Origin of the sequence: Roseateles sp. DAIF2 (assembly GCF_015624425.1) — a bacterium.
Lineage (GTDB): Bacteria > Pseudomonadota > Gammaproteobacteria > Burkholderiales > Burkholderiaceae_C > Kinneretia.
In genome coordinates this window covers 560,050-578,671 of sequence record NZ_CP049919.1, presented here as the reverse complement: position 1 = coordinate 578,671, position 18,622 = coordinate 560,050, and the positions used below count along the sequence as shown (strand labels likewise).

The 18,622-nt window shown below is 70.0% G+C and carries 18 protein-coding genes and 1 riboswitch; of the genes, 7 read left to right on the top strand and 11 right to left on the bottom strand.

Annotated features, from left to right (window positions below):
- Positions 1-42: 42 nt before the first annotated feature.
- On the bottom strand, positions 43-2,781 hold the full coding sequence (gene metH / locus G8A07_RS02720; RefSeq protein ID WP_195795597.1) for a methionine synthase: 2,739 nt from the start codon (positions 2,779-2,781) through the stop codon (positions 43-45).
- Positions 2,782-2,854: 73 nt separating this feature from the next.
- Positions 2,855-2,940: riboswitch (S-adenosyl-L-homocysteine riboswitch) on the bottom strand.
- A 94-nt stretch (positions 2,941-3,034) separates the two neighbouring features.
- On the opposite strand from metH, the gene G8A07_RS02715 reads away from it, so the two are divergent.
- Positions 3,035-4,237, top strand: coding sequence for an HD-GYP domain-containing protein (locus G8A07_RS02715; RefSeq protein ID WP_195795596.1), 1,203 nt, complete (start codon positions 3,035-3,037; stop codon positions 4,235-4,237).
- Here the strand turns inward: G8A07_RS02715 and G8A07_RS02710 are convergent.
- Positions 4,231-5,136 carry a LysR family transcriptional regulator gene (locus G8A07_RS02710; RefSeq protein WP_195795595.1) on the bottom strand — a complete coding sequence of 302 codons (906 nt, stop codon included), beginning with the start codon at positions 5,134-5,136 and terminating at the stop codon, positions 4,231-4,233. The two genes, G8A07_RS02715 and G8A07_RS02710, sit on opposite strands and share 7 nt — an antisense overlap.
- An 85-nt stretch (positions 5,137-5,221) precedes the next feature.
- On the opposite strand from G8A07_RS02710, the gene gstA reads away from it, so the two are divergent.
- Positions 5,222-5,833: a glutathione transferase GstA gene (gene gstA, locus G8A07_RS02705; protein ID WP_195795594.1), complete on the top strand. Its 612-nt coding sequence runs from the start codon at positions 5,222-5,224 to the stop codon at positions 5,831-5,833.
- Between the two features lie 19 nt (positions 5,834-5,852).
- On the opposite strand, the gene G8A07_RS02700 is transcribed toward gstA, so the two are convergent.
- The gene (locus G8A07_RS02700) at positions 5,853-6,929 is read right to left on the bottom strand and encodes a homocysteine S-methyltransferase family protein (RefSeq protein ID WP_195795593.1); all 1,077 of its coding nucleotides are present in this window, start codon (positions 6,927-6,929) and stop codon (positions 5,853-5,855) included.
- 28 nt (positions 6,930-6,957) lie between these two features.
- Between G8A07_RS02700 and G8A07_RS02695 the strand changes: the two genes are divergently transcribed.
- A complete protein-coding gene (locus tag G8A07_RS02695; protein ID WP_195795592.1) occupies positions 6,958-7,353 on the top strand; it encodes a rhodanese-like domain-containing protein in 396 nt (131 codons plus the stop codon).
- A gap of 84 nt (positions 7,354-7,437) precedes the next feature.
- On the opposite strand, the gene G8A07_RS02690 is transcribed toward G8A07_RS02695, so the two are convergent.
- The 5 genes from G8A07_RS02690 to G8A07_RS02670 all read right to left on the bottom strand — a co-directional run bounded on the left by G8A07_RS02690 (position 7,438) and on the right by G8A07_RS02670 (position 10,962).
- Positions 7,438-8,052 (bottom strand): PAS domain-containing protein, encoded by a 615-nt coding sequence (locus G8A07_RS02690; RefSeq protein ID WP_195795591.1) that lies wholly within the window; start codon positions 8,050-8,052, stop codon positions 7,438-7,440.
- A gap of 88 nt (positions 8,053-8,140) precedes the next feature.
- Complete coding sequence (locus G8A07_RS02685) at positions 8,141-8,392, bottom strand: oxidoreductase-like domain-containing protein (RefSeq protein WP_195795590.1); 252 nt, start codon at positions 8,390-8,392, stop codon at positions 8,141-8,143.
- Between the two features lie 28 nt (positions 8,393-8,420).
- A complete protein-coding gene (locus G8A07_RS02680) occupies positions 8,421-9,071 on the bottom strand; it encodes a pyridoxamine 5'-phosphate oxidase family protein (protein WP_371816419.1) in 651 nt (216 codons plus the stop codon).
- A complete protein-coding gene (locus G8A07_RS02675; RefSeq protein WP_195795589.1) occupies positions 9,071-9,763 on the bottom strand; it encodes a DUF4197 domain-containing protein in 693 nt (230 codons plus the stop codon). Before G8A07_RS02675 ends, G8A07_RS02680 begins: the two co-directional genes overlap by 1 nt.
- 53 nt (positions 9,764-9,816) lie before the next feature.
- Entirely contained in the window at positions 9,817-10,962 is a 1,146-nt protein-coding gene (locus G8A07_RS02670; protein WP_195795588.1) for an alpha-D-ribose 1-methylphosphonate 5-triphosphate diphosphatase, read from the bottom strand.
- 31 nt (positions 10,963-10,993) lie between these two features.
- Between G8A07_RS02670 and G8A07_RS02665 the strand changes: the two genes are divergently transcribed.
- Complete coding sequence (locus tag G8A07_RS02665; protein WP_195795587.1) at positions 10,994-11,680, top strand: DUF1045 domain-containing protein; 687 nt, start codon at positions 10,994-10,996, stop codon at positions 11,678-11,680.
- Here G8A07_RS02665 and G8A07_RS02660 read toward each other — a convergent pair.
- Together G8A07_RS02660 and G8A07_RS02655 are read right to left on the bottom strand one after the other, a co-directional pair.
- Entirely contained in the window at positions 11,646-12,593 is a 948-nt protein-coding gene (locus G8A07_RS02660; protein WP_195795586.1) for a nucleoside hydrolase, read from the bottom strand. The genes G8A07_RS02665 and G8A07_RS02660 overlap by 35 nt on opposite strands.
- Positions 12,590-13,612, bottom strand: a complete 1,023-nt coding sequence (locus G8A07_RS02655) for a fumarylacetoacetate hydrolase family protein (protein ID WP_195795585.1) — start codon at positions 13,610-13,612, stop codon at positions 12,590-12,592. The genes G8A07_RS02660 and G8A07_RS02655 overlap by 4 nt, the downstream gene beginning before the upstream one ends.
- Before the next feature lie 42 nt (positions 13,613-13,654).
- Between G8A07_RS02655 and G8A07_RS02650 the strand changes: the two genes are divergently transcribed.
- From G8A07_RS02650 to G8A07_RS02640, 3 genes are all read left to right on the top strand, one after another.
- The gene (locus G8A07_RS02650; RefSeq protein ID WP_195795584.1) at positions 13,655-14,575 is read left to right on the top strand and encodes a DUF3108 domain-containing protein; all 921 of its coding nucleotides are present in this window, start codon (positions 13,655-13,657) and stop codon (positions 14,573-14,575) included.
- A gap of 131 nt (positions 14,576-14,706) precedes the next feature.
- Complete coding sequence (locus tag G8A07_RS02645; RefSeq protein ID WP_195795583.1) at positions 14,707-14,997, top strand: DUF3567 domain-containing protein; 291 nt, start codon at positions 14,707-14,709, stop codon at positions 14,995-14,997.
- A gap of 131 nt (positions 14,998-15,128) precedes the next feature.
- Positions 15,129-17,420 (top strand): ATP-binding protein, encoded by a 2,292-nt coding sequence (locus G8A07_RS02640; RefSeq protein WP_195795582.1) that lies wholly within the window; start codon positions 15,129-15,131, stop codon positions 17,418-17,420.
- A 15-nt stretch (positions 17,421-17,435) separates the two neighbouring features.
- Here the strand turns inward: G8A07_RS02640 and G8A07_RS02635 are convergent, their stop codons facing one another.
- A complete protein-coding gene (locus G8A07_RS02635) occupies positions 17,436-18,611 on the bottom strand; it encodes a hypothetical protein (protein ID WP_195795581.1) in 1,176 nt (391 codons plus the stop codon).
- Positions 18,612-18,622 lie beyond the last annotated feature (11 nt).

Genomic DNA, 18,622 nt, shown 5'->3' with positions numbered 1-18,622 from the left:
GCCGACCCGGAGATGTAAACAGTCGTCAGCCGGCCAGGTCGCTCAACCGAGCAAGGGGGCGAGCGCCCGCCCGGCCTCGCGCTCATCCAGCGCCATGCGCCGCGCCCAGTCGGCCAGCTGGTCCTCGCCGATGCGGCCGACGTTGAAATAGCTGGCCTCGGGATGCGAGAAGTAGAAGCCGCTGACACTGGCGGCCGGGGTCATCGCCATCGCGTCGGTCAGGCCCATGCCGATCTCCGCGGGGTTCAGGACCTGGAACAGATCGCGCTTGACCAGGTGGTCCGGGCAGGCCGGGTAGCCGGGCGCCGGGCGGATGCCGCGGTACTTCTCGTCGATCAGCTCCTCGTTGCTGAGCGCCTCGTCCTGCGCATAGGCCCAGAACTCCTGGCGCACGCGCTGGTGCAGGCGCTCGGCAAAGGCCTCGGCCAGACGGTCGGCCAGGGCCTTCAGCATGATGGCCGAGTAGTCGTCATGGTCGGCCAGGAACTGGCTTTCCTTCTTGTCGACATTCAGGCCGGCGGTCACCGCGAACAGGCCGATGTAGTCGGGCACGCCGCCCCTGGGGGCGATGTAGTCGGCCAGCGCGCGGTTCGGGCGCTTGATGCCGTCGACCACCGGGCGCTCCGACTGCATGCGCAGGCCGCGCCAGCTCATCAGCACCTCGGAGCGGCTCTCGTCGGTGTAGATCTCGATGTCGTCGTCGCCGACCTGGGCCGCCGGGTAGAGACCGAACACGCCACTGGCCTGCAGCCAGCGCCCCTCGATCAGGCGCTGCAGCATGCGCTTGCCGTCGCTGAAGACGCGCTGCGCCTCGGTGCCGACGATCTCGTCCTTCAGGATCGCCGGGAAGGGCCCGGCCAGGTCCCAGGTCTGGAAGAACGGGCCCCAGTCGATATGCTGGGCCAGCTCGGCCAGGTCGTAGTTCTTGAACAGGCGCCGGCCGATGAACTTCGGCACCGGCGGCTTGTAGCCGGCCCAGTCCAGCCGCACCTTGTTCTCGCGCGCCTGCGCCAGCGTGACCAGCGGGGTCTGCTTCTTGTTGGCGTGCAGCTCGCGTACCTTCTCGTAGTCGGCCTTCAGCTCGTCGATGAAGCGGGTCGCACGCTCGTCGGAGAGCAGCTCGGTGCAGACGCCCACCGAGCGCGAGGCGTCCGGCACATAGACCACCGGGCCCTCGTAATGCGGGCTGATCTTGACCGCGGTATGCACGCGGCTGGTGGTGGCGCCGCCGATCAAGAGCGGGATCTTCTTCAGGCGGAAATAGTCGTCGCGCTGCATCTCGGCCGCGACATGCTGCATCTCCTCAAGACTCGGCGTGATCAGGCCCGAGAGGCCGATGATGTCGGCGCCCTCGACCTTGGCCTTGGCCAGGATGTCCTGGCAAGGCACCATCACGCCCATGTTCACCACCTCGTAGTTGTTGCACTGCAGGACCACGGTGACGATGTTCTTGCCGATGTCGTGCACATCGCCCTTCACGGTGGCGATCACGATCTTGCCCTTGGGCTTGACGTCGCCGCCGGCCGCGGCCAGCTGGCGCTTCTCCTCCTCGATATAGGGCACCAGATGCGCCACCGCGCTCTTCATCACGCGCGCGCTCTTCACCACCTGGGGCAGGAACATCTTGCCCTGGCCGAACAGGTCGCCGACGATGTTCATGCCGGCCATCAGCGGGCCCTCGATCACATGCAGCGGCCGGCCGCCGCCGGCCAGGATGGCCTGCCAGGCCTCTTCGGTGTCCTCGACGATGAAGTCGGTGATGCCATGCACCAGGGCGTGGCTGAGGCGCTCGTTGACATTGCCGGCACGCCAGGCCAGGCGGGCCGAGTCGTCCTTGGCCGCGCCCTTGGCGCTCTCGGCCACCTCGATCAGGCGCTCGCCGCTGTCGGGGCGGCGGTTCAGCACCACGTCCTCCACCCGCTCGCGCAGCACCGGCTCCAGGTCGTCGTAGACGCCGACCATGCCGGCGTTGACGATGCCCATGTCCATACCGGCCTGGATCGCGTGGTACAGGAACACGGTGTGGATGGCCTCGCGCACCGGGTCGTTGCCGCGGAAGCTGAAGCTCACGTTGGAGACACCGCCGCTGACCTTGGCGCCCGGCAGGTTCTGCTTGATCCAGCGCGTCGCGTTGATGAAGTCGACCGCGTAGTTGTCATGCTCCTCGATGCCGGTGGCGATCGCGAAGATGTTGGGGTCGAAGATGATGTCCTCGGGCGCGAAGCCGACCTCGTCGACCAGCATGCGGTAGGCGCGCCCGCAGATCTCGATCTTGCGCGCGAAGGTGTCGGCCTGGCCGGTCTCGTCGAAGGCCATCACCACCGCCGCCGCGCCGTAGCGTTTGACCAGCTTGGCCTGGCGTCGGAACTCGGCCTCGCCCTCCTTCAGCGAGATCGAATTGACGATGCCCTTGCCCTGGATGCATTTCAGCCCGGCCTCGATCACCTCCCATTTGGAGCTGTCGATCATGATCGGCACGCGCGCGATCTCCGGCTCGGAAGCGATCAGGTTCAGGAAGCGCACCATCGCGGCCTTGCTGTCCAGCATGGCCTCGTCCATGTTGATGTCGATCACTTGGGCGCCGTTCTCGACCTGCTGGCGCGCCACCGCCAGCGCCTGCTCGAACTGGCCGGCCAGGATCATGCGCGCGAAGGCCTTGGAGCCGGTGACATTGGTGCGCTCGCCGATGTTGACGAACAGCGTGCCAGCGCCGATCTGCACCGGCTCCAGCCCGGAAAGCTTCATCGGGGGCGGGGTCAGCTGCGGGGAACTAGCGGTCATGGCGGCCTCGGAAAACGCTGGGGAGCAAGAGATCACCCGGGCCGCATGCTCACCGCGGCCACGGTCAAACGTGGGTCGGTGAGCGTCGTTGCGTCGTCCGGCCGGGCCGGACCGTTCCGAGCCTGGCGGGTTCACCCCGTCGCAACGCTCCTCGGACCGCGTGCGATTTTACGCCGAAGGCCGGCCGCGACGCTCAAGAGCGGGCCCGGCCGGCCGACAATCCGTGAATAACAACAAAGCGAGACCGGCCCTCTTGGATCTGATCCCCCTGCCCCCCAACAGCCTGCGCGTCGGCCAGGTTCTGGACTTCTCGGTGCGCGACGCCGAGGGCCATCTGCTGTTCGCGCGCGGCCAGGTGCTGCAGAACAGCCCGCAGGTGCAGGCCCTGATCCAGCGCGGCGCCTTCGTGCTGGCGCATGAGACCAAGGAGTACCAGCGCGCGCTGGCGCACAAGGTCGACACGATGATGCTGCAGGGCGCCACCCTGGGCGCGATCTCGCGCGCCCGCGGCGATTTCGACCACCGGCCCGAGCGCGGCCCGGCCGGCGCGGCGCCCAACGACCAGGCCGCCTGGGCCGACCTGCAGCTGCGCTGCCATGCGCTGCTGCGCGAGCCGCGGCCGGAGGACTTCCTGGCCCGCTTCGGCGCGCTGCAGCAGGAGATGCTGGCGCGCATCGGCCAGCACACCGACGCGGCGCTGATGCTGTTGATCCTGGAGGCCAGCCAGGACTGGCAGCATTACAGCGCCCGCCATGCGCTGCTGAGCCTGGCGCTGGGCGAGCTGTGCGCGCGCCAGCTGGGCTGGGCCGAGGACATCCGCCAGGTGCTGGCCCAGGCCGCGCTGAGCATGAACATCGCGATCAGCGGCCTGCAGGACCGCCTGGCCGCCCAGACCGAACGCCCCGACGAGGCGCAGCGCGCCCAGCTGGTCGCCCATGGCGACCGCGGCGCCGAGCTGCTGGCGCGGCTGGGCGTCGGCGACGCGCTATGGCTGCAGGTGGTGCGCCTGCACCATGAGGCCGGGCCGGGGCCGCTGGCCGGGCGCAGCATGCCCGAGCAGATGGCGCGGGTGCTGCGCCGGGTCGACATCTATGGCGCGCGCCTGGCGCCGCGGCGCAGCCGGCGCGCCCTGTCCGGCGCGCAGGCGGCGCGCGCGGCCTATCTGGACGAGCTGCAGCAGCCCGACGAGGTCGGCGCCGCGCTGATCAAGGCGATCGGTCTGTACCCGCCGGGCAGCCTGGTGCGGCTGGCCAATGGCGAGGTCGGCGTGGTCGCCAAGCGCGGCCACAGCGCCAACGAGCCGCTGGTCGCGGCCCTGCTGGGCAAGAGCGGCAACCCGCTGAGCGAGCCGGTGCCGCGCGACACCCGCCTGGCCGGCCAGGCGATCGCGGCCAGCCTGGCGCCGCATGAGCTGAAGCTGCTGCTGAACACCGAGAAGCTGCTGAAGCTCTACTGAGCCCCGGCCGGATCCAGCCGGATCCGCTCGCCCAGATGGCGCGCCACCGCGGCAATGCGACGCAGATGGCGCGATTCCGGATGGGTTAGCAGCCAGAGCTGGTTGTCGCATTCCGGCAGCGGCTCGCTCAGCGCCCGCAGCCCGCGCCCGCCCAGGAACAGCGGCAGGATGCCGATGCCCAGGCCGGCGGCCACGCCCTCGGCGACCGAATGCACGCTGTTCAGCAGCAGGCGCGGCTGCACCTGCGGCAGATGGCGACGGCGCCAGCGCACCGAGGGATGCTCGGGCAGCGCATCGTCCACCGCCAGCCAGGGCCGGCCGGCCAGATCCGGCGCGCCGCCGCGGCGCCGGGCGGAGCCACCCGCCGCGCCGAACACCGCCGAGCGGATCGTGCCCAGCGCTCGCCCGACCAGATGCGGCGGCGGCTTGTTGGTCGCGCGCAGCGCGATGTCCGCCTCGCGCTGGGTCAGGCTGACCAGCTCGTTGCGCGCGCTCAGCTCGATGCGCAGCCCCGAGTGCGCGGCCAGCAGCGGCGGCAGCACCGGCATCAGCAGGCCGTGCAGCAGGGTGTCGGTGGTGCTGATGCGCACCGTGCCGCTGACCGCGGCGCCGTCGTCCTGCCGCACCGCGCCGCGCGCCGCCTCCAGCTCGGCCTCGATGCCCTCGGCATGCTGGGCCAGGCGCAGGCCCAGCTCGGTGGCGCGGTAGCCCGTGCGCGAGCGTTCGAACAGGCGCTGGCCGGTCAGCTTCTCGGCGCGCTGCACGCCGCGGAACACGGTCGAGGCATCCATGCCCACCAGCTGCGCCGCCGCGGTCAGGCTGCCGCCGCGCACCAGGGCCAGCAGCAGGGCCAGATCGGCCGCGCCCAGGGTGCCGGCGGTTTGCAGATTTGCACTCATGGATTGTCTTGGCGCCTATTCCGATTGCAGATCCGAAATCCTAGAGTGAAGCCACCCCAACCGGAAACCGAAAGGACCCAAAACCATGAAGCTCTATTACGCCCCCGGCGCCTGCTCGCTGGCCGTGCATATCGCGCTGCGCGAGGTCGGCGCCGATTTCGCGCTGAAGCAGGTGGACCTGGCCAGCCACCGGCTGGCCGAGGACGGCAGCGATTTCTACGCGATCTCGCCGCGCGGCTATGTGCCGCTGCTGGAGTTGGCCGATGGCAGCCGCCACAGCGAGGGCAGCGCGCTGCTGCAGCATGTGGCCGATCTCGATCCCGCGCAGGCCCTGATCGGCGAGCCCGGCAGCGCGCGGCGCCTGCAGGTGCTGGAATGGCTGGGCTTTGTCGCCACCGAGCTGCACAAGAGCTTCAGCCCCTGGCTGTGGCACAAGGAGACGGCCGACTCCACCCGTCAGGCGGTGAAGGACAAGCTGGCTCAGCGCTTCGCCGAGCTGGAAGGCCTGCTGGCGACGCGCGAGCATCTGGCCGGCGACTACAGCGTGGCCGATGCCTATGCCTACGCCATCATCAACTGGTGCAAGTTTCTGGGCCTCTCGCTGCAGCCCTATCCGCACCTGGCGGCCTACCAGGCCCGCATCGAGGCGCGCCCGCAGGTGCAGGCGGCGCTGCGCGCCGAGGGCCTGCTCTCCTGAGGGGATGGCTGGCGGCGGCTCAGGCCGCCGCGTCGACCAGTTCGCTGAAGAAGCGCTGGCCGCTGGCGCGCGGCTTGTAGGCCGAGACGCGCTGCGCGATCGCGGCGATATGGGCCGGGGTCGTGCCGCAGCAGCCGCCGGCGATGTTCAGGAAGCCGGCGGCGGCGAACTCGCCGACCAGGCGGCCGGTCACATCGGGCGTCTCGTCGAAGCCGGTGTCGCTCATCGGGTTCGGCAGGCCGGCGTTCGGATAGCAGCTGACCGCCACCTCGCCCGCCGCCTTGGCCAGCTCCTCGATATAGGGCCGCATCAGGGTGGCGCCCAGCGCGCAGTTCAGGCCGATCGCCAGCGGCTTGGCATGGCGCACCGAATGCCAGAAGGCCGTCACGGTCTGGCCCGAGAGGATGCGGCCCGAGGCGTCGGTCACGGTGCCGGAGATGATCACCGGCAGGCGCTCGCCGGTGTCGTCCATCAGCTCGTCCAGCGCGAAGATCGCGGCCTTGGCGTTCAGGGTGTCGAAGATGGTCTCGACCAGGAACAGGTCGACGCCGCCTTCCAGCAGGCCCCTGGCCTGCTCGTAATAGGCCGCGCGCAGGGTGTCGAAATCGATGTTGCGGGCACCGGGGTCGTTGACGTCCGGGCTGATCGAGGCGGTGCGCGGCGTCGGCCCTAAGGCGCCGGCGGCGAAGCGCGGCTTGTCCGGCGTCGAGTACTTGTCGCAGGCGGCGCGCGCCAGCCGCGCGGCGGCGACGTTCATCTCGTAGGCATGCTCGCCCAGGTCGTAATCCTCCTGCGCCACCGAGGTGGTGCCGAAGGTGTTGGTCTCGATGATGTCGGCCCCGGCGGCCAGGTACTGCTCGTGGATCTCGGTGATCACCTCGGGCTTGGTCAGCACCAGCAGGTCGTTGTTGCCCTTCAGGTCCTTGCCATGCTCGGCAAAGCGCGTGCCGCGGTAGTCGGCCTCACCCAGCTTGTAGCGCTGGATCATCGTGCCCATCGCGCCATCGAGGATGGCGATGCGTTGTTGCAGAATGTCGGGCAGCTGCGCGCCGCGCGTGTAGGCGACTGGTTTGGGGGCATCGTTCATGGCCGTCATTCTAGAGATGCCGTCAATACCCCCATCCATGAAGCACCTGCTCCCCCAAGAGGCCTACACCTATCTCCAGGCCCATCCCGAGGCCCTGTTCGTCGATGTGCGCATGGAGCTGGAATACCTCTATGTCGGCCATCCACCCGGCGCCATCCATGTGGCCTGGTACGAATACCCGGAGATGCAGCCCGATGTGGCGCGTTTCGTGGCCCAGGTGCGGCGTGAGGCCGGCGGCGACCTGAACCGCCCGCTGGTGCTGCTGTGCCGCTCCGGCACCCGCACGATCGCGGCCGGCGAGGCCTTGGCCGCGGCCGGCTTCACCGAGCTGGTCAACGTGGTGCACGGCTTCGAGGGCGACCCGGACGAGAACTTCCAGCGCAACCGGCTGAACGGCTGGCGCTTCGATGGTCTGCCCTGGGAGCAGATGTGAGGTGATGGGTGTCGCTGCCGCGCTTGATGTCACCGAGGCGAGTGAGCGCCGCCATGCCTATCCGGCGACCGGCAGCACAGCGCTTTATGGCCTAGAAGCGCGCGGCCCTTCTAGTTGAGCCACGGATGCGAACAGCAGGTCCTCCACCATGCCCAGCACGAGCCCCCGCTCAAGCGCTACTTGCGCCGCCACCGCATCGGCCAGTTCATGGCCAGACCATTCGGCGCTCAGCAGGCGATGAAACGGCAGCGCTAGCGACGAGGAACCCTGCGTCGAGTCACGAGGATCGTCGACCAATCCGCCGCTCGGTGTGCAGGGGCGCTCGGTCAAGTCGATCATCGTCCCGACCATGCGCAGCACCCGGCCCTCGTCATTTCGCTCAATCGCGCGGCCACGGGAATGCACAAGGCGATAACCCGAGCCATTGCTGCGCAGACGAAATGTCGCCTCGTAGCTGGATTGAGTCCCGCGAGCGTGCGCCCGCATGGCCGCCAGCATGCATTCGAGGTCGTCAGGGTGGACCCGGCAGCGCCAGAAATGCGTGCTGTCGGCACCGTATGGTTCGGGGAAGCCAAGCCGCTGCTTCCACTGCGGTGAATGGTGAACGATCTCGAGGTCCGGGCGCAGGTCCCAGACGCCGAGATCCCCCGTCTCGATCGCCTGCCGCCAACGAACTTCACCCGGCTGCTGCATTTCCATGCAGGAGATTGTCATGCGACAACCCGGCGCCGAAATCGGGCATCGGTCGATTTGGAAAATTTGTCTCGCTTGACGTGTCGATCAGCCATCAGTCCTCCAACCTCAACACCCCCTCATCCCGCCAATACCCCATCTCCGCATAGAAGGTCTCCCAGACGCAGGCAGCCTCGCAGCCGCTGTCGCAGCAGTTGTCGGGCTCGTCGGGCGGCTCGCTCAGGGCGATGCCGCGCTGCGCGGCCAGGGCCTGCAGCTCACGGCGCAGCCGGATCGCGCCGGCGCGATCGGTGATCGGGGCGGCAAGCAGGGAGGACAGCGATGGGGACAGGGGCGCGGACGACATGATGTCCGTATTGGAGCAGAGCGTTGGCTCAATACATGGTCTGCCGCTGCCGCTCCTCCAGCGCCGCGTCGTAGGCCGGGCCGTCGACCCGCGGGCTCAGGGCCTGCAGGATGCTGCCGGTCGAGGGCAGCGCGCTGCGCTCGATGCGCGCGGCCGGATCCCACAGGCCGGAGCGCTTGATCGCGCGGGCGCATTGGAAGAACACCAGTTTCACCTCGATCACCAGCACCGAGCGCGGCAGCTTGCCCTCGAACTCGAAGCGCTGCAGCAGCGCCGGCGCCGCGCCGATGCGCGCCAGGCCGTTGACGCGCAGCGCCTCGCCGATGCCGGGGATCAGGAACAGCAGCGCCACCGCCGGGTCGTGCAGCACATTGCGAAGGCTGTCGATGCGGTTGTTGCCGCGCCGGTCCGGCAGCAGCAGGGTGTTCGCGTCGGCCACCTCGACCAGGCGCCCGGCCGGATCGCCGCGCGGCGAGGTATCCAGCCCGCGCGGGCCGCGCGTGGCCAGCACGCAGAAGGGCGCGGCCTCGATGAAGGGCCGGTACAGCGGGTGGACATGGTCGCATTCCTTTTCCAGGGTCGCCGGCGCGTCGGGCGCTGGATAGACGCCGCGCAGCTTGTCCAGGCTGTCGAGATCATGGCCGCGGTCCAGCCAGGGTGCGCCGTCGCTGCTCATCATCAGAGCCCCCCGAAGACCTTCTTGAGAATCGAGCTGCCGGTGCCGACCGGATCCTTGCGGATCTTCTTCTCCTCCTCGCCGATCATCAGGAACAGGCCGTCCAGCGCCTTGCCGGTCACGTACTGCTGGATGTTGGCGTCCTCGCCGCGCACCAGGCCCAGGCCCGCGGCCTTGCCGGCCACCGCGTTGTACTTGTCGGCCAGCGCCACGCGCTCGGTGGCGCGGGTGACGATGGGCAGGAACTTGGCCGACAGCGGCGTGCGGGTCTTGGTCTCGAAGAAGCGGGTGGCCGCATCGTCGCCGCCGCGCAGGATCTGCACGCCGTCCTCGACGCTCATGTTCTTCACCGCCGCGACCAGCAGGCTCTTGGCCTCCGGTACCGCAGCCTCGGCGGCGCGGTTCATCGCGGTCAGCAACTCGTCGACGCGCTTGCCCTGGCCGGTGGCCTTCAGCAGCTTGGCGCCGTCCTTCAGGTAGCCAGGCAGCTCGATGCGCACCAGCGGATTGCCGAGGAAGCCGTCGGGCTTGCCCAGCAGGCCCACGGCCGCCACCGCGCCACGCTCCAGCGCGGTGCGGATGCCGGAGGCCGCATCGCCCTCGCTGAGCGCGAACGCGCGCTGGCTCATCAGCGGCAGCACCGCCAGGCCCAGCAGGAGGGTGAGTTGGCGACGCTGTTGTTGCTGTGTTTGCATGATCGATGAACTCCTTGCCTTGTTGCGATGATGAGGATGATGGGCGCTGAGCCTCAGCAGACGCGCCGGCCCGCCACCAGGGTCTCGCGCACCAGCGGCAGGCCCTCCTCGAGCTCGACCACGCGCAGCAGGTCCGCGCGCAGCCCGACGGCGATCTGGCCGCGGTCGGCGGCGAAGCCGCAGGCGCGCGCCGGGTTCAGGCTGACCAGGGCCAGCGCCTCGCTGGGCGTGAAGCCGGCCTCGCGCCGCAGCCGCCAGGCCGCCTGCAGCAGGCTGGTCGGCACATAGTCGGAGGACAGCATGTCCAGCAGGCCCTCGCGCGCCAGTTCCAGCGCCGCGACATTGCCGGAATGCGAGCCGCCGCGCAGCACATTGGGCGCGCCGGCCACCGTCGCCAGGCCGCAGCGGCGCGCCTGCCGCGCCGCGGCCAGCGTGGTCGGGAACTCGCTGATCGTCGCGCCCAGCGCCCGCGCCTCGTCCACATGAGCCTCGGTGGTGTCGTCATGCGTCGCGAGGGTCAGGCCTTGCCGGCGCGCTATTTCAGCGAACCAGGCCCGGTTCGGCCGCGCATGCGCGGCCTGGCGCTCGGGCGCCAGCGCCACCTCGGTATCGAAGCGGCCGTCGCTCCAGCCCTTCTTGCCGGTGTAGTAGACCCGCGCATGGGCCAGGTCGGCCCATTGGCGCTGGCCCGGTGTGTGGTCCATCAGCGAGAGCAGGCGCAGCCGCGGGCTGGCGGCGAAGGGCTCGAACAGCTCGCGCGCGTTCGGCGCCGGCAGCTCGCAGCGCAGATGCAGCCAATGGTCGGCGCGCAGCGCGCCCACCGCCTGCAGCCGGTCCAGCGCCTGCAGCGCGCCGGCCTGGCTGCGCGCGCGAAAGCCCTGGTCATAGGGGTCGCCGACGCCGATCGCGTCGAACACCGTCGTGATGCCGGCCGCGGCGATCTCGGCGTCATGCGCCTGCACCGCGCCGAGCATCGGGAACACCACCTTGGGCCGGGGCATCACATGGCGCTCCAGGTTGTCGGTGTGGATCTCGATCAGGCCCGGCAGCAGCCAGTCGCCGCCCCAGTCCTCGGCGCCGCGCGCGCCCGCCGGCCCGCGCCCCAACGCCGCGATGCGTCCGTCGCGCAGCAGCAAATGACCCAGGAAACTCTCGCCGGCCAGCACCAGCCGGGCGTTGTCGATCAATCGCTCCGTCATGCCGCGACGATACCCGACAATGCGCCCCGCCATGTTGCCCGCCGCTCGATACGCCCTGTACTTCGCCCCGCCATCCGGCCATGCGCTGGCGCGCGCCGGCGCCGCCTGGCTGGGCCGCGACGCCGCCGATCCGGCGGACCACCGCCCCGCGCCGCCCGAACGCGGCGAGCCCTGGCGCTACGGCTTCCATGCGACCCTGAAGCCGCCGATGCGCCTGCGGCATGCCGACGATCAAGCCGGGCTGTTCGACGCGATCGCGGCGCTGGCCACCGCGACCCCGGCCTTCGCGATGCCGGCGCTGGAAGTGGCGATGCTGTCCGGCTTCCTGGCGCTGCGCCCGCGCGAGCCGCTGGCGCGCGAGCATGCCTTGTGGCGCCTGGCCGATGCCTGCGTGCAGGAACTGGACGATTGGCGCGCCCCGCCCGATGCGGCCGAGACCGCGCGCCGCCAGGCGCTGAGCCTGGATGCCGAGCAGCAGGCCCTGCTGGCGCGCTGGGGCTATCCGCATCTGCTGCAGCGCTGGCGCTTTCATCTGACGCTCAGCAACCGCGCGCCCTCGGCCGCGCTGGTGCAGGCGGCGCGGGAGCACTTCGCCGCCGCACTGGCCGAGCCGCTGCGCTGCGAGGACCTGTGCCTGTTCGTCGAGCCCACGCCCGGCGCGCCGCTGCAGCTGGCGCGGCGCTTCAGGCTGGGCGCAACCGGGCCAGGCGCTCGGTGATCAGCGCGTAGAAGCCCTCGGCATCGAGGCCGCCCAGTACCTGGGCATTGGCCGGCTGGCCTGTCACGCCCCACCAGTCGATCACCGTCATGCCCTGGGTCAGCGGGCTGGCGGTCTCGATCGCGACATGGCAGTCACGCCCGCTGAACAGCTCGGGTTGCAGCAGCCAGGCGATCACGCAGGGGTCGTGCAGCGGGCCGCCCTGCTGGCCGTATTTCTGCACGTCGAAGCGCTCGGCGAACTCCAGCCATTGCGCCACCGTCTCGGCCAGCGGCGTGCCGAGCGCGCGGATCGCGGCGACGCGGTGCGGCAGGGTCTGGGCTTGATGGGTGACGTCCAGCGGCGCCATCGTGATCGGCACGCCGCTACGGAACACCAGGTCCGCGGCCTGCGGGTCCACATAGATGTTGAACTCGGCCGCCGGCGTGATGTTGCCGCCCTCGAAGCCGCCGCCGCCCATCAGCACGATGCGCCGGATGCGCGGCGCGATGCGCGGCTCGCGGATCAGGGCCTGGGCGATATTGGTCAGCGGGCCCAGCGGGCAGAGCGTGACCGTGCCGGCCTCGCGACGCATCAGCGTGTCGATGATGAAGTCCACCGCATGGCCCGCGGCCAGCGGCATCGTGGGCTCCGGCAGCACGGGGCCGTCCAGCCCGCTGCGGCCATGCACATGCTCGGCCGTCACCAGCGGCTTCAGGAGCGGCCGGTCGGCACCGGCGTAGACCGGCACTTCGCGCCGCCCGGCCAGCTCGCAGACGATGCGCGCATTTCGGCTGGTCAGCGCCAGCGGCACATTGCCGGCCACCGTCGTGATGCCCAGCAGCTCCAGCTCCGGGCTGGCCAGCGCCAGCAGGATCGCGACCGCGTCGTCCTGGCCGGGATCGGTGTCGATGATGATCGATTGGCGATTCACGCCGCCTCCGCCGGGCTTGCCTCGACCTCCAGCGGCTCATGCAGCGACACCACGTCCTGGTCGATCGCGCCGAACAGGCTCTGCCCGTCCAGGCCCTTCATCTCGATGCGGATCGTGTCGCCGAACTTCATGAACTCGGTCTTGGGCTCGCCCGTCTCGATCGTCTCGATCGCGCGCTTCTCGGCGATGCAGCTGTAGCCACGGCTCCAGTCCTTGTTGCTGACCGTGCCGGAGCCGACGATGGAGCCGGCGCGCAGATTGCGCGTCTTCGCGATATGCGCGATCAGCTGGCCGAAGTGGAAGGTCATCTCGGGGCCGGCCTCGCATTGGCCGACCTTGCGGCCGTTCCATTGCGATTGCAGGCTCAGGTGCACGCGGCCGCCCTTCCAGGCCTCGCCCAGCTCGTCGGGCGTCACCGCCACCGGGCCGAAGGCGGTGGCCGGCTTGCTCTGGAAGAAGCCGAAGCCCTTGGCCAGCTCGGCCGGGATCAGGTTGCGCAGGCTCCAGTCGTTCACCAGCGCCAGGAGGCGCACGCCCTCCAGCGCCTGCTCGGGGCCGGCGCCCATCGCCACATCGCCGGTGATCACCGCGAGCTCGGCCTCGAAGTCGATGCCCATCGCCTCGGAGACGAAGCGTGCCGGCTCCATCGCACCGAGAAAATCGTCGCTGCCGCCCTGGTACATCAGCGGGTCCAGGTAGAAGCTCTCCGGCACCTCGGCGCCCCGTGCGCGGCGCACCAGCTCCACATGATTGAGGTAGGCCGAGCCGTCGGCCCATTGGTAGGCGCGCGGCAGCGGTGCCATGCACAGCTTGGGATCGAAGGCGAAGGCATGGCGCGCCTTGCCATGGTTCAGGGTCGTGGACAGCTCCTCCAGCTGCGGCGACAGGAAGTTCCAGTCGTCCAGCACCTGCTGCAGCCGGGTCGCGATGCCGTTGGCGTAATGAGCCTGGCTGAGGTCGCGCGAGACCACGACCAGCTGGCCGTCGCGCGAACCGTCCTTGTAGGTGGCGAGCTTCATTGTTTGTTTGTCTGTCCGTGAACCGAATGGCAGCATTGTCCGATGAGTCTTCGCCCGACCCGCCGTCTGCTGTTCGCCCTGGCCCTGGCCGCGGCCCTGCATGCGGGTCTGTGGGTCTGGCTGCGTCCGGAGGCCCCGCGACAGCAGCCGGCATCACCACCGCGGGCGATGGACCTGGGCGCGGCCGCGCCCGCGGTCGCCGCCGCACCGCCCCTGCCGGCGGCGACTCAAACACCGGTACCACCTCGGCGAACTCCGGTGCAGAAACCTCCGGCCATCAGCACCGCCGCGCCCGCGCCGGCCGCCACACCCGTCTTCAAGCCCCCTCCCACCCTGCATTGGCTGTACCGCCTGCGCCAGGGCGACGAGGATGGCGCCGCGCGCCTGCAGTGGCAGCGCAACCCGGACCAGTACCAGGCGCGGCTGGAGCGCGAGCTGCCCGGCCGCGCCCTGCCGGCCTGGAGCAGCCGCGGCGGCTTCGATGCCGCGGGGCTCGCGCCCGAGCGCTTCGCCGAGCAGCGCGGCGAGCGCGAGCGCCAGGCCATCAACTTCCGGCGCGAGCAGGGCCTGATCAGCTTCTCCGCCAGCCGCGCCCAGCTCGCGCTGCCGCCCGGCGCGCAGGACCGGCTCAGCTGGATGCTGCAGCTGGCCGCGCTACTGGAGGCCGACGCCGCGCTGCGCCAACCCGGCGCGCGCCTGAGCCTGCCGGTGGCGGGCCAGCGCGGCGAGCTCAACGAATGGCAGTTCGAGGTGCTGGAACGCGAAGACTTGACCCTGCCGGTCGGCCCCATCAGCGCCGCGCTGCGCCTGCGGCGCGAGGCTTTGGGACCCTATGACGCGCGCATCGAGGTCTGGCTCGATCCCGCCCGCCACTACCTGCCGGTGCGGCTGCGCCACAGCCTGGGCGAGACGCAGCGCTGGGAGCTGGAACTGCAGCAGGAACTGTGGTCGAACGAACCGTGACGTTGTGACGCTTCCACCACAGGACGCACAAACGAGATCCCCCGAGACGCGGGGCTTTCTGCCAGTATTTGTGCACGGCCGGGCTTGAAAGCGCGTAGCCTGACCGCAGCTACACGACACAGGAGTGATTCATGCACATGCTTTACAACTCCCCCAGCTTCATCGTCGTGCAGTTTGACGTGCCGGTGACAGGCTCGTTGCGGACGGCGGATGAAAACATGCCGGAGTTCCAGCTCAGCCGCGGCGGTTTCGAGATCGTCGACAAGTACGCCCGCCGCGAAATCTTCATCGAGGGCGCGCTGGCCGAGCAGTTCCAGCAGGGCGTCGAATCACTGATGGACCAGGATCCCTCGGAAGAGGATCTGGACGACTTCATCGAGAAATATGCCAACCTGGGCCAGCAGCCCGTGGTGATGCACTGAGCCGCGATTAACCACTAATCCTCGCTCCAGGCGCCGGCCAGCGCACGCCGGCCCTTGACAGCGCGCCCCGCTGAGCCAAGATGGGGCACACCCCGGGCGTCCGATGCCCGGGCCCCGCGAGGAGTACCCCCATGGTCAAGCGACTGGCTGACACGCGCGTGCTGGCATCCCCCGGCCTCTGCAAGGCCCCGGTGCTGGACCGCATGTGTTCGCATTTCGTGCTGACCCTGACGGTCAAGCATGCGGGCCGCTTCAATCTGCGGCGCGACTTCAACGGCCTGCTGTCCTTCACCGGCCGCCATCTGGTCTGGCCGCTGCGCGTGCTGGCCCGGCTGCGCGGCTACCTCGCGCAGCGCTGCCAGGGCAACGAGCTCTGGGCCGGCCATGCCGCGCTCGGCGACGAGGAATTCCTCGAACGCTACGGCGTCTGGCACGGCCCCTTCGCCGAAGCCACCCTGTTCTTCTACCTGGACGAGTACATCAAGGACGCGCCCAAGGACATGATGGCCCTCCTGGCCACCACCTGCGAGTTCCTGGACCGCCAGCTGAAAAAAGAATCGACCCTGGTCGAGAAGAACATCGCCGCTTTAGGCCATCTGCTGCAGCTGAACCCGGCCGAGCGCGCGATCCTGCTCTACGGCACCCTGGCGCGCTACCAGCGCGAGCTGCGCGGCGCGCTGGTCGAGTTCAAGGTCAACACCGCTCAGGAAGCCTTCGCCGCGATCGCCGCGGTGGCCGATGTCAACGCGCAGGAGGTGGCCGAGGCACTGCGCGCCGGCTCACGGCTGGAACGCATCGGCATGGTCGAGAACCTGATCTCCGAGCACAACATCACCGATCTGGCCGACCTGATGAAGGTCAGCGAGCAACTGCCGCCGGTGCTGATGCGCGAGTACCCGGCGCCGGGCGATCTGATGGCGGTGTTCACCCGCCCCGCGACCAAGAGCGAGCTCAAGCCCGAGGACTTCCACTTCGTCGCCGAGGACCTGAGCCTGCTGGGCGACCTGTTGCGCAATGCGGTGGCGCGCCAGCTGCCGGGCGTCAATGTGCTGCTCTACGGCCCGCCCGGCACCGGCAAGACCGAGCTGGCCAAGGTGGCGGCACAGGCCGCCGGCCTCGATCTCTACGAGGTCGAGTACGCGGATCGCGATGGCAACTCGCTGTCCGGCCGCGACCGCTACCGCTCGCTGCAGATCAGCCAGCAGTTCCTGAAGGCCAGCCCCGACGTGGCCCTGCTGTTCGACGAGGTCGAGGACGTGTTCCCGCCGCTGTCCACCGACACGGTGCACCTGATGGCGCGGCTCGACGCGGCGCTGGATGCGCCGGCCTCGGGCTCGGTCTCCGGCAAGGCCTGGGTCAACCAGATCCTGGAGACCAATCCGGTGCCTGTGATCTGGGTTACCAACCGCATCGAGCAGATCGACCCCGCGTTCCGGCGCCGCTTCCAGTACCACCTGGAGCTGAAGTCGCCGCCGCCCGGCGCGCGCGCGGCGCTGGTGCAGCGCGCGCTCGGCGAGGTGGCGGTCAGTGCCGAGTTCGCCGCCCGCCTGGCCGAGCGCCGCGGCCTGACGCCGGCGCAGATCCGCACCGCGGTGCGCTTTGCGCAGCTGGCCGGTGCCGGCAGCGAGACGCATGAGGCCCTGATCGAACGCCAGCTGGCCAATGCCGACAAGGCCCTGGGCCATGCCGCGCATGAGCAGCATGGTCGGCGCCCGGTGGTGACGCAGTACGCGCTGGAGCTGCTGAATGTCGAGTCGCGCTTCGAGCTGCCGCGCATCGTCGAGGCGCTGCGCCGGCGCGGCGGCGGCAATCTCTGCTTCTACGGCCCGCCGGGCAGCGGCAAGACCGCGCTGGCCGAACATATCGCGCAGCAGCTGGGCCGCCCGCTGATGATCCGCCTGGCCAGCGACCTGGCCAGCAAGTTCGTCGGCGAGACCGAGCAGAACATGGCGCGCATGTTCGAGAGCGCGCAGACCGAGGGCGCGGTGCTGCTGCTGGACGAGGCCGACAGCTTCCTGCGCAGCCGCCGCATGGCCGAGCGCAACTACGAGGTCAGCGAGGTCAACGAGATGCTGGCCGGCATGGAGCGCTTCGCCGGCATCTTCATCTGCACCACCAATCTGTTCGAGGAGCTGGACGAGGCGGCGCTGCGCCGCTTCGCCTTCAAGATCCGCTTCAAGCCGCTGAGCGCGGCGCAGCGCGAGACCATGTTCGAGCGCGAAGCCGGCATGGCCGCGGACGAGGAGCAGCGCGCGCGCCTGGCCGCGCTGGACCAGCTGACCCCGGGCGACTTCGCCGCCGTGCGCCAGCAGGTCGAGATCCTGGCCGAGGCGCTGACGCCGGACGAATTCCTGTGCCAGCTGGAGGCCGAGCACAAGCTCAAGCCCGAGGTCCGGCAGCGCCGCGGCATCGGCTTCCGCTAGGCCCCGGTCCGTCCCTCAACGCGGCGCCGCCTTCGGCGACAGCGGCCACAGCGCATCGACGGGGCGCTCCAGCACCCGCGCGGCGACCGGGTGGAAACGTGCCGGCTCCAGCCGGCCGTCGGCGACGATGCCGGCCAGCCAGCGCTCGATGGAACCGCCGCTCTCGATCCAGCGGTCCTGGCGCAGCAGGCCGTACAGGCCGGCGGCGATCACATGCATGCCGTCGTCGGCCTTGCGCCAGCGGTCCGCCGGGTTGCGGCCCACGCCCAGGGCCTCGCTGATCAGTTGGTCCAGCGCCTGCACCAGGTCCTCGTTCAGCATGCCCTCCAGGCTGGTGTAGCCCCAGCGCGGATCATGCTCGCGCACGATCTTCATGATCAGCGGGTCGCGCCCGAGGGCGGCCAGCGCGGCGGTTGCGGCCGGGCCGTCCATCGGCACCGGCGGATGGAGCATCTCGTGGGCGGCGATCCGCACCGTGGTCGCGGTGTCGTAGTCGGCCGACTGCAGGAAGGTCTGGCCCTGCACCTTGATGCCATGCGGTTTCGCGAACTGCAGCAGCACGATCTGGATCTCCGGGTCGAAGCTGCGGCCGCTCAGCTTCTCCTGCCAGCTGATCACGTCGAAACCGGCCAGCGCGCGGCTCACCTCGGCGATGCGCCGGTCCAGGTCGCTGCCGATCCGCTCCTGGCGGAAGGCCGCGAAGCCGGCCGCCTGCAGCGCGGCGAAGATCGCCTCGAGCCGCACCGCCGCGCGCTCGAACCAGGCCCAGTCCTTCTCGCTCCAGTAGCTGCTGGCCCGGTAGCTCGGCAGGATCGCCGTCTGCCGCGCGCGCAGCGCGCCCAGCAGGCTGGCGAGCGTCGCGTCATGGCCCTGGGCCGAGAACAGCACCTGCAGATTGGGGCCGAGCAGGCCGAAGCCGTCCTGGTTCGCCTCGTTCCACAGCCGGCCGATATCGGCACGGACCGCCTCGGGCAGGCGCGGCGCGAAGGCGGCGGCATCCGCGGCATAGAAGTCCAGGTACAACTGGGTGCCCGATAGCGGCCCGAGGAAGGCGATCGCGTCGGCGCCTTCGGCGGCGCGCACCTTCCAGCGGGTGCGGTTCGGCCGGGCCTGGGCGGCGGCGGTGCCGGCGGGCAGCAGGGGCGCCAGCCAGGCGATCAGCGGTGCGGACAGGAGCTTGCGACGGTTCATGGCCCGATGCT

Bases quoted from the DNA above. Each gene is read 5' to 3' on its own strand.
- metH (WP_195795597.1), bottom strand. From the start codon at position 2,781: ATGACCGCTAGTTCCCCGCAGCTGACCCCGCCCCCGATGAAGCTTTCC.
- G8A07_RS02710 (WP_195795595.1), bottom strand. From the start codon at position 5,136: ATGAGTGCAAATCTGCAAACCGCCGGCACCCTGGGCGCGGCCGATCTG.
- gstA (WP_195795594.1), top strand. From the start codon at position 5,222: ATGAAGCTCTATTACGCCCCCGGCGCCTGCTCGCTGGCCGTGCATATC.
- G8A07_RS02700 (WP_195795593.1), bottom strand. From the start codon at position 6,929: ATGACGGCCATGAACGATGCCCCCAAACCAGTCGCCTACACGCGCGGC.
- G8A07_RS02695 (WP_195795592.1), top strand. From the start codon at position 6,958: ATGAAGCACCTGCTCCCCCAAGAGGCCTACACCTATCTCCAGGCCCAT.
- G8A07_RS02690 (WP_195795591.1), bottom strand. From the start codon at position 8,052: ATGGAAATGCAGCAGCCGGGTGAAGTTCGTTGGCGGCAGGCGATCGAG.
- G8A07_RS02685 (WP_195795590.1), bottom strand. From the start codon at position 8,392: ATGTCGTCCGCGCCCCTGTCCCCATCGCTGTCCTCCCTGCTTGCCGCC.
- G8A07_RS02680 (WP_371816419.1), bottom strand. From the start codon at position 9,071: ATGATGAGCAGCGACGGCGCACCCTGGCTGGACCGCGGCCATGATCTC.
- G8A07_RS02675 (WP_195795589.1), bottom strand. From the start codon at position 9,763: ATGCAAACACAGCAACAACAGCGTCGCCAACTCACCCTCCTGCTGGGC.
- G8A07_RS02670 (WP_195795588.1), bottom strand. From the start codon at position 10,962: ATGACGGAGCGATTGATCGACAACGCCCGGCTGGTGCTGGCCGGCGAG.
- G8A07_RS02665 (WP_195795587.1), top strand. From the start codon at position 10,994: ATGTTGCCCGCCGCTCGATACGCCCTGTACTTCGCCCCGCCATCCGGC.
- G8A07_RS02655 (WP_195795585.1), bottom strand. From the start codon at position 13,612: ATGAAGCTCGCCACCTACAAGGACGGTTCGCGCGACGGCCAGCTGGTC.
- G8A07_RS02650 (WP_195795584.1), top strand. From the start codon at position 13,655: ATGAGTCTTCGCCCGACCCGCCGTCTGCTGTTCGCCCTGGCCCTGGCC.
- G8A07_RS02645 (WP_195795583.1), top strand. From the start codon at position 14,707: ATGCACATGCTTTACAACTCCCCCAGCTTCATCGTCGTGCAGTTTGAC.
- G8A07_RS02640 (WP_195795582.1), top strand. From the start codon at position 15,129: ATGGTCAAGCGACTGGCTGACACGCGCGTGCTGGCATCCCCCGGCCTC.
- G8A07_RS02635 (WP_195795581.1), bottom strand. From the start codon at position 18,611: ATGAACCGTCGCAAGCTCCTGTCCGCACCGCTGATCGCCTGGCTGGCG.